General features: G+C 39.0%; 7 protein-coding genes. 3 read left to right on the top strand and 4 right to left on the bottom strand.

Annotated features, from left to right (window positions below):
* Positions 1-8 precede the first annotated feature (8 nt).
* Entirely contained in the window at positions 9-1,004 is a 996-nt protein-coding gene (locus EHQ16_RS04135) for a pentapeptide repeat-containing protein (protein ID WP_135635385.1), read from the top strand.
* A gap of 81 nt (positions 1,005-1,085) precedes the next feature.
* On the opposite strand, the gene EHQ16_RS04130 is transcribed toward EHQ16_RS04135, so the two are convergent.
* The 4 genes from EHQ16_RS04130 to EHQ16_RS04115 all read right to left on the bottom strand — a co-directional run bounded on the left by EHQ16_RS04130 (position 1,086) and on the right by EHQ16_RS04115 (position 8,381).
* Positions 1,086-1,853 (bottom strand): hypothetical protein, encoded by a 768-nt coding sequence (locus tag EHQ16_RS04130; protein ID WP_135635387.1) that lies wholly within the window; start codon positions 1,851-1,853, stop codon positions 1,086-1,088.
* Positions 1,854-2,271: 418 nt separating this feature from the next.
* Complete coding sequence (locus EHQ16_RS04125; protein WP_135635389.1) at positions 2,272-5,859, bottom strand: SBBP repeat-containing protein; 3,588 nt, start codon at positions 5,857-5,859, stop codon at positions 2,272-2,274.
* 588 nt (positions 5,860-6,447) lie between these two features.
* A complete protein-coding gene (locus EHQ16_RS04120; RefSeq protein WP_135635391.1) occupies positions 6,448-7,008 on the bottom strand; it encodes a hypothetical protein in 561 nt (186 codons plus the stop codon).
* A gap of 350 nt (positions 7,009-7,358) precedes the next feature.
* The gene (locus tag EHQ16_RS04115; protein ID WP_002972591.1) at positions 7,359-8,381 is read right to left on the bottom strand and encodes a rod shape-determining protein; all 1,023 of its coding nucleotides are present in this window, start codon (positions 8,379-8,381) and stop codon (positions 7,359-7,361) included.
* A gap of 144 nt (positions 8,382-8,525) precedes the next feature.
* On the opposite strand from EHQ16_RS04115, the gene EHQ16_RS04110 reads away from it, so the two are divergent.
* A complete protein-coding gene (locus EHQ16_RS04110) occupies positions 8,526-10,127 on the top strand; it encodes a Ppx/GppA phosphatase family protein (RefSeq protein WP_135635393.1) in 1,602 nt (533 codons plus the stop codon).
* Positions 10,124-12,694, top strand: coding sequence for a SpoIIE family protein phosphatase (locus tag EHQ16_RS04105; RefSeq protein WP_135635396.1), 2,571 nt, complete (start codon positions 10,124-10,126; stop codon positions 12,692-12,694). Before EHQ16_RS04110 ends, EHQ16_RS04105 begins: the two co-directional genes overlap by 4 nt.
* Positions 12,695-12,735: the final 41 nt, after the last annotated feature.

Raw genomic sequence — 12,735 nt, 5'->3', positions numbered from 1 at the left:
TGAATCAGATGAAAGAAGAAATTCAAAAAATCCTACAGATGGTAAAAGAAAGTAAAATCTCTGAAGCGCAAGGTGCAGAGTTAATTTCGGAACTTTCGCAAGTCAGTGAAGAGACCGATGAAGATAAAACAAAACCTTGGAGTTTTCGTTCTATCGGTGAACAGTTCATTAAGTTTTCCAATGATGTAGAAGGGCTCTATGCGAGTGACTTAAAAGATAACAATATGTCCATGTCTCGTGTGCAGATTCCCAAAGGAGATCGTTTTCAGTTCAAAAATAATACGATTCGTATGTCGGCTATGGAACAGGTGGTGTTAGACGATTCTGATTTTATGAGAAATACAATCAGCAAAAGTAACCTGCATGCACTCAAAGTCGCACGCGGGTCATTTCAAAATTCTGAACTCTCTGCAAGCAACCTAGAACATTTACAAATTGACGATGGACACTTTGATACTGTGGAAGTTCATAGCTCTCACTTAAAAAAAGTAGAAGTCATATCATCCAATGTTACGAACTCTCATTTTACAGCTGCCTCGGTAAAAGATCTATTGATCCATGACGGGTCAGATCTATCAGCTTGTTCTTTTGAAGGTGCGCAGCTCAGTCACATAGAAGTTTCTACTTCTCAACTGAAAGGGATGGAACTACAAGCATCAAGACTCCAACACATTCGCTTTATGAACACAACAACCGACCAACTGGTCACTCGGTTTATGAAGTTTGATCATACATCCTTTGAAAATTGTACACTGAGTGATGTGCTTTTTACCGCAAGTGAAGGATGGAGAAAAGTTGGATTCGATCAGGTAAACTTTGAAAATGTAAAACTAAACAAAGCCCTTTTTGGAGAATGTGATCTGAAACGAGTGACGATCAAAAATGTGGATCTTTCCGAAATCAGGGTGATGAACCAAAAGTTGACTGATGTTACGATCGATGGCAACGCAGAATTCTGTAAATTATTTGGAATCGTATCAAACCCTATGACTGCAGTGAGTTAGTGGTAGTGGGCACCTTGCATCCGTTAAAAAAACTAAGTCTGACAATTTGTTTTGCCAGACTTAGTCCAAATGTAGCGAAGTTTATCTTGTACCTTCGTTCATGATTTCACTGTGATTTTTGTTGAGACCAGCTGCTGTTAAGGACGGCGCACGAACGTGACCTGAATACTGAGTGTATGTTGTGCTTCCACTAACAACTGAGCTTTGGCATTTGTCTAGACCACCAGAACGGTTGTATCCGCACGAGGAGTGAAATGCCACTGCATAATCATCGGCCCCAGGCAGGATGATATTAGCACCAAATTTGCTTTTATATCCCGGAACATGGTTGATCGTTATAGATGCAGTTAGGTTGTGATTGTAGGCTCCACGTGCAGTAGTCACCTGAAGTGACTGATCCATTGCGTTTCCGCCTCCACCAATTAAGTTTGCGAGTTCGGAACCACCAGAGGCAGCAGCAAGTGCCGTTACTTTAGTGATATTGAATCCTTTTGCAGTGGTTGTATCACCTAAACTTGCCAACCAATATTCAATTGCATAACATCCAGCGGAATGACAAACAATCTTACAAGTGTTAGCTCCCTTACAATAGTTCATTAATCCAGTTGTTATATTTGTTTGAGCCCTAGCTGATCCATACGTTCTCGGATCGGTGCTACCATCGTAACCAATGAATATCTTCGAGCCAGAAACGACATTTGCGTTTGCTCCCCAATAACTGTTTACATCGGTAGTTCCCACCCCGTCGTGATTTTTGCTGGATTTACCGTGAATGAACACGGTGTAAGTTTGGGCGCTGACGCTAGTTGCAAACAGCAATGCCATAATAAGGTTGATTGTAATTTTCATCTTTCTCTCCTTTTTCAAGTAGCCCAGATTTACAAATTTGGAAAAAGTATGTCAAATAATTATTTATATGGCATAAATAATTCGGAAACTTGAGTAAATGACATAAAAAACAAACTGTTTTGGTGGAAATACTCAACTCTTGTCGTGAAATTCTGGTAGTAAAAAGGGAGATGGTTTGTTTTTGGAAAGAGGGTGGGCACCTCGCAGTCAATGGTCATAGTCTGATTTTTTTGTGTTCGCGACCGGGCTTTCCGTTCCAATCTTTTCACTTACGTGAAAAGGATTTCCACTGCAATCCCTGGTGCGGGGGGAAATATTTTTCCGTAGGCAAACATCGGAGCGTTAGGTGATTTTATGCCAATGCGAGTATTTCTTGATTAGGAAATACTCGCAATTGATAACAAGCTAGGAATTCATATCACTCATACTTTACTAAGATCATGTCATAGGTTCCACTCAAAATATGACCATCCATATTTCCGGCCGAACCACCTGCTACGATTACTTTACCATTTAGATCTGATATGACACTATTGGGGTGTGTAGTTTTACCTGGGGCACCCAATAAGGATGTCCATAATTTCATACCATTGGAATCGTATTTTACCAAAAATAAATCGCGAATTCCCGTAATCGTTTTCCCATCTAAGTTGCCTTCTGTGGGACCGGTAATAAAAATATTTCCGTTCAAATCTAATGTAATTCCACTTCCACCTGTTAATTTATTTGCTACACCTAACAATTTGGTCCATTGTTTGGCACCATTGGAATCGTATTTTATTAAAAATAAATCAGATGATCCTGTTTTTGTTTGGCCATCCAGATTTCCGTATGTATTTCCTGTAACATAAAGATTGCCAAAAGAGTCTGTTGTTATGCTAGAAGCTGCGGTATCTTGACTGGCAACACCGAACTGTCTTGTCCATTGCCTGACACCGCTAGAATTATATCTCACTACAAACAAATCGCGAGTTCCCATTTTTGTTTGTCCATCTAGAGCTCCATTAGTGAAACCCGTCGCATAAATATTTCCATTCGAGTCAGATGTTATGCCTCGTGCTTGGCTAAAAGTTCCTGCACCTCCACTTAACAATCTTGTCCATTGTTTCGTTCCATTGGTATCATATTTAACAATAAACATATCTGCTTGGCCTGAAACTGACTGTCCATCCAAATTGCCATAGGTGTGACCGGACACATATATATTGCCTGATCCATCCGAAGTGATTCCGTATGCATTTGTTGCTGTAGTCGTGCCAGGCGCACCTAATAATCGTGTCCACTGTTTGACACCATCTGCATTATATTTTACTACAAATAAATCAGTTGGTCCTAACTTTGTAATTCCATCTAAGTTTCCAGTTGTGACACCGGTTATGTAAATATTTCCGTTTGAATCTAAAGTGATCCCCATGGCATCTGTATTGGCACTTGCCACGCCAAATAACTTAGTCCATTGTTTGATTCCGTTCGAATTGTATTTCATTAAGAATAAATCATTTCCACCTGTCCTGGTTTGCCCATCTAGGTGTCCACTAGTTGAGCCCGTTACATAGAGAAATCCATTCGAATCTGATTTGATACTTTGTGCCATCGTTTGGGAACTAGTAACTCCTAATTGTGTTGACCAGAGTTTAACTCCTGCTAGTAAGGTCATTGAGATGACAGTTGACTTAACATTGACTAAATTTGTCCCACCACAGCTTCCCTTATCGTCCGTAAAGGAAAATTGAACTGTATATTCGCCTGCCACATCTGGCGTGATGGAAGCTAATTTCGTATTCCCATTGGAGATGTTACTAGTTGTAAGAATTGATGTCGGAGGTTTGTTTAAGAGACTCCAGCTGTATACATAATTTGCTGGATTTGCACCACATGCCACAGCATCAGGATCTCCCGAAAGTGACGCATCTAAACTGATCGTATTCGGTAGTATTCCAGAAATTGTATCCACGAGCGTAATGGTAGGGGGTAAATTTTTACGTAAGGTAGTAGCAGTTGTTATCCCATTCCAAGCACTATAATTGTTTGATTCATCAACGGCCACGATACAAAAATAGTAAATTGTATTGTCTGCTAAGTTCGTCGCAGTAAAATTAAGAGTTGTCCCTGCAGGACTTGTTGGTACTGTATTGGGAATCAGAACGGCACTTCTACATTGTGTATCTGTGAGCAGCGGAGTCGTAGAACGGTATATTTCATAATTTTGAGCAGAACCCGAATTTCCATCATCACCAACAGCATTCCAGCTTAGTAAGATTTTATCAGTGTCGAGAGTAATCGCAGTAACACTTGCTATGTCAGAAGGAGGTATGAGGTCTGGATTAGGATATGTAGTCGCAAAAACTGTTCCGTTCCATCGATTGAAATTTCCGTTTTCATCGACAGCTCGAATACAAAAGAAATAAGTTGTGTTTGGATTTAAACCTCCTACGTCCAATTTTTCACTAACTCCTGCATTTTTTGGAATCAAAGAATGACTGACTAAGACTCCATTACAATTTCCATCATTTGTGATAGAACTTGTAGATCGAAAAATTTGATATGTAGTGGCTCGCCCATATTGACTATCATCGCCTGGTGCAAGCCATTGCAGTTGGATTTTATTTGAGGAGATTGGCATTGCAGAAAGAGTAGTAATATCATTTGGCCCAACAGTATCTAGAACATTCACTGTTGCAGTCGAATTCATTGCACCAACTGTGGCCACAACACCCGCGGTTCCAGGAACAGAAGGTAAAAAGGTACTAGAATTCATCGTACCGACAGCGCTACCATTGAGTCCAATACCAGTAGTCATATAACTTGCGTTTACATATCTTGGTGAACCGCCAAACCTTGCCGTTACACCAAAGATTACTTTATCGGTTAAATCGAGACTCACTGTTGCTGGCATGATTTGTAAAAAATCTATAGGAGGATTGGCTTCGCCATTCGGAGTGTGGTCGGCGACATTTGGAATACCATCTCCATCGGAATCTACAACTCCCCCAGCATCACCGGCATTTGTATCACTTTTTCCGTTATCTCTTTCCCAAGCACAAAGAAGTCCATCATTGTCTTGATCCAATTCGAAATTGGAAATGTACAAAGCATTGTTGGAACTATTTGGATAATTAAAAATTCCGCTAGAGGGAACAAAACTAGTTTGGCCATAGGAATCAGAAGCTGAAATCTGGATTTGAATTCCTGATTCACTCATTGCTTCATAGGGAATATTTGCTGTATACCAGTCGGTGACTCCTTCGCGGGCCATTGGAATAGCGACGGCACCTCCATTTCCTGGACCTGTAATCAGATAAACTTGAATAGGATCTCCATCAGGATCGATGACTCTTGTCCGCAGCATATAAGGAAGGTAACTACATCCTGCTTTAAAATAATAAGATGCTCCAAGATTGATAGGTGGCTGATTGCCAGGAGGAGGTGTCCCGATTCCAAAAATTGAAAAGGTCTCCGTATTAAAGACTACTTTGTCACCGACAATTATGGTGTCATGAGCGAGCCAACTTGGAAACCTTCCTGAATTATCTGTCACACTTGTCGTGCTATACGAAAAACCTAAGCTTTTTGTTTTGGAAAGGTTTAAACTTTGTATGGTGGCAGTATTTAGCGACATACTAACAGTCACTGGTTTTTTAAATCGATACGATGGCAAAATTTCATAAGCAGAGCTTGTCGGTAAATAACTACCTGGATACGAGTTTGTTACCAAGGTAAATTTAGAAATCTTAAATTCAACGGTTTCTGCCACAGCACCTTCTGGAATATCGATCGTTATCATGCCATCGTTCGAACGTAAGGTTCCTCCCTTGATTGTCACTTCTCCATCACCGATGGGTACCGAATCATGTGCTTCCGCAGTTCCTGCTGAATTATTTGAGGCACCTAAGACAAGTAAGATATCATTTACAATGCTACCAGGATTGGTATTAAAATTAAATAATGGAGTAAGAATACAGTTTGTAGTAAAAAAAAGCACAAGTGGAAGGTTTAAGAATTTCATATGTTACCGTATAACGTAATTTTTCGATTATAAATCATATATATGATTATTGGTAGCTATGAGTCAGTTATAATTTTTCTTGATCAATAAACTTTTGTTAACTTTTTATTCCTCGAATTCAGTAATCCTCTCACCCCGGATAAATCCGCAGCGATTATAGGAGTGAGGGTCAATCAAACAGAATCTTTGGCTTTTGGTGGATGAGCAAAGCGAAGCCAACATAAGCTGGGCGTGTTATGTTGGAGATTACAATCTCCGAGTTCTACATGATTTAAATATAATCTGCGTGCGGAAATCCTTTGCGTAGGCAAAGATTGGAGCAGATAGCCGGAAATCTGCACCCAAAAACTACACCAAATTCGGTTATCCACGTTATTGTTCGATTTATTTTAATGTGTATATCACATCTACTTGTTCATGATTTCGCTTTGATTTTTGTTTGGTTTTACTGCTATTATTTACGTTCGGACGTGACCAGAATACTGAGTGTAATTTTCTGCCTTAATACTCGTCGCAAATAGCAAGGCCACCATTAGATGGATTCGATCTTGGTAACACAGGTGTGATATAGGCTAAAAGTATACCCACTTATCGTGATTTGATGTTTATGATCGTATAAAAAATTTGATCTCCACCCTGATCAAATTTTAAAATCTCAGCATCAAATTTCGTGTGTTTTTTGTATTTTAAGAGTTCTTTGCCTATTTTATATTTTGTTCTAAAGTTCTTATATTCAGGATCCAATATATATTCCGTTTCTTTGAGATCATTTGGATCAGATTCAGCAACCGTCATAATCGGAATAAGTTCAAATTTTTTATGATTCTTTTTTGATTTGTTTTCATTGCATAGAATATTAAAAAAGAAAGCCACTTCATCTGTTGAGTCAACTAATTCGAGAAGACATATTTCTTTCATATTGATTATTTTTTCTTTAGGAAGACATTTTTCAGAATTAAATTCTTTCCAGAAATCAAAATCACTTAAACTCTCTTTTTTTGATTTATTTATTAAGTTTTGGCAAAATTGAAGATGAACTGAAGTAAAACTAAAGCGAGCTATTTCTTCCACATTGAAAATTTTGGGAATTGGTTGTGAATACAAGTTTACGCTAAAGAAAACAATTAAAAAGCCAAATTTTTTATCCATAATTTATGTGGATTGATTTTTGTGGCATTGTCAATGTCAATTACCAAAGTTAGCATTAAATACAAGTTAAATTTTCTCATTTTTTAATTTCCCGTATGTATCTAGAGAAATGTAAAACTTACACACTTTATTCGTATATCCACAATCTCAGTGCCTCTACACGCATTTCGTTTAGCTCCGTGAATTCATGCGGCTATTTGCGTTGCGTATTGCGCACGCTAATTTGATTACTAATCGTATTGCGTATATTCGCCTTCATCCTCGAGGGCTCCAACTATGCCATCAGTTCTTTAGCAAAAAAAAAGGGAACTTTCGTTCCCCTTTTTCTCACCAAATCATTTAACCGATGTTTATCGGATTCCTGGCTTAATGTATTTCAATTCATCCAAGTAACGACCCGTTCCAAGAACCACACAAGTCAGTGGGTTCTCAGCACGGAATACCGGAACTCCTGTTTCTTTGGTGAGGTAGTGTTCGAGACCACGAAGGAGGCAACCACCACCAGTCAGAACGATTCCTCGTTCTACAATGTCGGCTGCAAGTTCTGGCGGAGTTCTTTCCAATACGGATTTGATTCCGTCTAGGATTTCGTCTGTTGGTTCTTTGAGGGCTTTACGGATTTCGTTGGAATCAAGTTCGAGGGTACGTGGAAGACCAGAAATAGCGTCACGGCCTTTTACTTCCATCGTATCCACACGTTTGTCTGCGAAAGCGTTTCCGATGGTAAGTTTGATGTCCTCGGCAGTTCTTTCTCCAACGACTAGGTTGTATTGGTTACGAAGGTATTTGACAATGGCTTCATCAAATTCGTCTCCCCCAGTTCGGATGGACTCAGCGATCACCATACCACCAAGAGAGATCACAGCGATTTCTGTGGTTCCCCCGCCGATATCAACGATCATGTTTCCTGCTGGTTCATGGATCGGGATGTTGGCACCGATGGCAGCAGCGAGTGCTTCTTCGATGAGGAAGATTTCGCGAGCACCCGCTTGTTCGGCGGACTCACGAACGGCACGTCTTTCTACTTCGGTAATTCCAGAGGGAACTCCGATGACGATGCGTGGTTTTACAAATGTAGTGCGGTTGTGAACTTTAGCGATGAAGTAACGAATCATCTTTTCTACAGTTTCGAAGTCGGCGATAACACCGTCTTTCATTGGGCGAATGGCAACGATATCACCAGGAGTTCTTCCTAGCATTCGTTTTGCTTCTTGTCCTACAGCAAGGACTCGGCCAGTAGAGGCCTGGACTGCCACGACCGACGGTTCTGATAAGACAATTCCTTGCCCTTTCACATGCACGAGGGTGTTCGCGGTTCCCAAATCGATTCCCATATCGTTCGAGAAAAGTCCATAGAGGTTATCAAATATCATATCAGATCCTGGTGAAAGAAGTACGAAAGGGGGAATTTACGGTGGGTTTACACCAAAACAATAGAATTCTACCCGTTCCCCATAATTTTCGGCTGGTTTTTGCTTTCAACCGTAAAAATTTTCGTTAGGCTAGTTAGATACAAAATGCTTCCTTTCTCACAAATTTTAAGAAAACCCAATTCCGCATTTCGCACGGAAAAGATACTCGCTGCCATTGATTTGGGCACAAATTCTTTCCACATCGTTGTCGTAAAACTAAGACCTGACGGAACACTCGAATATCTAACAAAGGAAAAGGAATCTGTGCGACTGGGGAGTGGTAGCAGTGATTATGCGGTCATTCAGGACGATGCGATGGAGAGGGGACTTGCTTGCCTCAAACGATTTCGCACCCTTGCCGATTCCTACAAGGCGGAAATTCGAGCCGTTGCGACAAGTGCATTACGCGAAGCAGAGAACCGCCAAGTATTTCTTGACCGAGCCGAGAAGGAAACGGGAATCCAAATCCAAGTGGTTTCCGGAAATGAAGAAGCAAGGCTGATTTACCTCGGAATTTTGCAAGGTCTACCGGTTTTTGACAAACGAATCCTACTCATTGACATTGGAGGAGGGAGTACGGAGCTCCTTGTGGGAGAAAAGGGGGAGATCCTTTTTTCTACCAGTTTGAAACTCGGTGCCATTCGGTTGACGGAAAAGTATTTAAAGAAAGATCCCATAAGTCCAACCGACATCCAAAAATGTCGGATCCATATTGAGTCGGTTTTATCAGCCTTTTTACCTCAGATTGAAACTTGGAAACCCTTTATGGTGGTAGGAAGTTCGGGAACCATCTCCTCTGTGACATCCATTGTTTTGGAAAAAAAGATGGAAAAAAGGGACAGATTGAACGGAACAGAAATCCCAATTGATCTTTTTAAGGAAGCCCGCAAACAAGTATTAGATGCCGACAGTTTAAAAAAACGGCTCAAAATTCCAGGCCTTGATGCCAAAAGAGGAGACATCATCGTTGGAGGTGTTTTGGTTTTGGATGAAGTTTTACAAAGGATCAAAGCCCCTTCTTTTACCGTGAGTGATTTTGCTCTTAGGGAAGGGATTGTTTATGATACAATTGAATCCTGGTTTCGTCATAAAGATTCCTCCTTACCACCCCTGGACAATATTCGGGAAAAGGCAATCAAAACCGTTGCCAACCTTTACCCTAAAGGAAAACAACATGCAGAAGCAGTGGTAAAAATCACCTTGCAGATGTTTGATGATTTAAAAGAATTACATGGTCTTGGTAATTTAGAACGAGATTATTTGGAAACGGCTTGTTATTTGCACCAAGTCGGTCTTTGTATTTCCCACCATAACTACCACAAACATAGTTATTATATCATCAGAAACTCCGAAGCCATGGTAGGATTTTCCAATGCAGAGATTGAAATCATAGCCCTCCTTGCTCGTTATCATAGAAAGGGTGGTCCCAAAGGGAAACACGAAGAATTCAAAGCCTTACGGGCAGATGACCAACTCCTTGTGAAAAAGTTGTCTTCCTTCCTTCGTATTGGAGATGGGCTAGACCGATCCGAAAAATCCATCATCCAAAGATTGGATGCAGTAGTAGAAAAAGGGAAAGTGGTCTGTCGGTTGTATCATAAAAAAGGAGAGGATCCGAATTTAGAATTATGGTCAGTATCCGAAAAAAAAGATTTATTTGAAGATACTTTTAATACAAAAATTGAGTTCCAAGTGAGTTTGATATGAAGCGAAATTTATTTACTATATTTTTATTTCTTTTGATTACGAACTCGATTTTTTCTTTGCCAATTGATTTAACAAAGAACTGGTTGGTGACAAAAGGATTTGAATTAAAGGAACCAAAAGATTTTTCTAAATGGAAATCCTTAGACACACTCCCGTTATCCACAATTATTTCCAGTTTTGATTGGAAACCAAATCAACTTCGTAAGATCACAATGCTCAAATCCATTTTGTTGTCACCAACGGATTTTAAAAAAGCAGAGGACGACGCGTTTAGTTTGCACATCCCTTATATATCCAATTGTTTTGAAATTTATCTGAATGATACTTTGATTTCCTCTGGTGGTGTCATCAAAAACGATGTTATCGTAATCAGTGGTTATAAAAGACATATCATCATTCGGCTCAATCGAAACTTACTCAAAGTTGGACAAAACCAAATCCGAATTTTGGTAGCAGCCGAAGATGGCGAAGAACTAAACGTATACAAACTATTTAATGATTTTCCTGCAAATATAGATTTAGCATCCGAACATTTGAATATAGTCGATGAATACGAAACTTATATGTTATTGTTTTTGTATTTTTTTGTAGGAATTTATCACGGATTATTCTATTGGAAACGAAGACAAGAATCATATAACCTGTATTATGCTTTGTTTTCTATTTTTTTAGCTGTCTATATGATTTTTCGATCCCAAGGAATCTATCGTTTTGGGTTGGATCCATTCACTCAGTCTAGAATTGAATATTTTGTCGTATTTTTAACTCCTGTATGGCTTTTGATTTTTGCTGATTTGTTTTTTCGTTCACGGATTAGTATAATATCAAAGGTGTATTTTTATTTTAGTTTATTTTTGAGTGTCATTCAGATCTTTGTTTCGCGTTCTGTTTCTGTTACCATTCTTCGGATCTGGCAGTTTTCTGTTCTTCTATTTGCAGTGATGTTGTTATATCTAACTATTTCTGCGGTAAGGAAAAATAATAAAGATGCGAAGCGCCTTTTGCTTGGTTTGATTTTTCTTTTGGGTACAGGGACTTGGGATGTGTTAGGTGCTACCGGGTTATTGCCATTTCAGAATTTGAATTTATTAAGATTCGGTTTTTTGACCTTTGTTTTAGGAATTGCTGTCGTACTTGCAAATCGTTTTTTACGTGTCCATAGACAAGTTGAGGAACTCAATTTAAGTTTAGAGAAAAAAGTAGAAGAAAGGACAAACGAATTACAAAATACATTAACAAAAGTACAAGAACTAAAAGTGCAACAAGATGGGGATTATTTTCTGACTTCTTTGCTTTTGGATCCGCTGAGTAAAGGGAAAGCAGAATCTTCCAACGTATTAATCCATTCCTATGTGAAACAAAAAAAAGAATTCGAATTTAAAGGTAAAAAAAGAGAAATCGGTGGAGATATCATTATCAGTGATTCCATTACTTTGAATGGAAAAACTTATTTAGTTTTTATCAATGGGGATGCAATGGGTAAATCCATTCAAGGTGCCGGAGGAGCACTTGTACTCGGAGTCGTTTTTTTATCATTTATCAAACGTACTCAAATCATTTTAGAGAGCCAAAATAAATCACCGGAACGTTGGATCAAAGAATGTTTTTATGAACTCCAAACTATATTTGAATCCTTTGACGGATCCATGTTGGTCTCGGTTGTGCTTGGTCTTATCGAAGAAGATACTGGCGTTTTGTATTATCTGAATGCAGAACATCCTTGGACTGTATTGTATCGAGACGGTGTGGCTTCGTTCATTGAAGAAGAATTGGAACTTAGAAAAATTGGAACTAAAGGAATGGATGGAGACGTCCGAATAAGAGTTTTCCCACTAGAGAAAAGCGATGTCATTTTTATTGGATCTGATGGGCGAGATGATTTAGTTTTGTTAGATTCCGAAGATGGCATTCGACAAATGAATGAAGATGAAACAAAGTTTCTCCAAGTAGTTGAAAAGTCGAATGGTGATTTGAATTCGATCGTCGAAAACTTACTCGAGATAGGGTCATTGTCTGATGACCTCACCTTACTTCGATTAGAATGGTTAAGTTCTTCTAAACGAGTTTCGCGAGACTCACTTTTTGATCAATCCTCAGATAGTTATGTATATGGTAAAGTTAAGGATTTACTCGAAAAAGGCAATGCTGAAGAAGCATTTCAAATGATTGAATCTTTACTTTCCAATGGAACCTTGAATGATGATGTCCGCATTAATTTAATTAGAGAAAAATCTAGAATTTCTTTGTTGCTGAAAAGGTATGATGTTGCTGTAGAAACTTTGGAATCTGTTTTTCCGTATTTTGTCACTGACAATGAAATCTTGCTTCAATTAAGTTTTGCTTATCGTAAATCTAAAAACATAAAAAAGGCAATTGATCTTGCGGAGAGTTTTCGAGCCCGGGATCCAAAACATATTAGAAACCTGATCAATTTGGTAGAATGTTATCGGCTTTCTAAAAAGTCAGATAGGGCTAAAAAGATTTTTGACAGGTTGATCGCCCTGGCACCAGAACATCCGCAAGTCCTCAAACTAAAGGAAATGATAGACCAAGAAGTTCATATTTAAATGACCTAACTGATATTTTTAGAATTGTTAAAAAACTAAGA

Origin of the sequence: Leptospira kanakyensis (genome assembly GCF_004769235.1) — a bacterium.
GTDB lineage: Bacteria > Spirochaetota > Leptospiria > Leptospirales > Leptospiraceae > Leptospira_A > Leptospira_A kanakyensis.
The sequence above is the reverse complement of the archived record's forward strand: the minus strand, read 5'-3'. Positions and strand labels throughout refer to the sequence as shown.

Excerpts from the sequence above, each read along its gene's own strand:
- EHQ16_RS04105 (WP_135635396.1), top strand. The coding sequence starts at position 10,124 with ATGAAGCGAAATTTATTTACTATATTTTTATTTCTTTTGATTACGAAC.
- EHQ16_RS04110 (WP_135635393.1), top strand. The coding sequence starts at position 8,526 with ATGCTTCCTTTCTCACAAATTTTAAGAAAACCCAATTCCGCATTTCGC.
- EHQ16_RS04135 (WP_135635385.1), top strand. The coding sequence starts at position 9 with ATGAAAGAAGAAATTCAAAAAATCCTACAGATGGTAAAAGAAAGTAAA.
- EHQ16_RS04115 (WP_002972591.1), bottom strand. The coding sequence starts at position 8,381 with ATGATATTTGATAACCTCTATGGACTTTTCTCGAACGATATGGGAATC.
- EHQ16_RS04130 (WP_135635387.1), bottom strand. The coding sequence starts at position 1,853 with ATGAAAATTACAATCAACCTTATTATGGCATTGCTGTTTGCAACTAGC.
- EHQ16_RS04120 (WP_135635391.1), bottom strand. The coding sequence starts at position 7,008 with ATGGATAAAAAATTTGGCTTTTTAATTGTTTTCTTTAGCGTAAACTTG.
- EHQ16_RS04125 (WP_135635389.1), bottom strand. The coding sequence starts at position 5,859 with ATGAAATTCTTAAACCTTCCACTTGTGCTTTTTTTTACTACAAACTGT.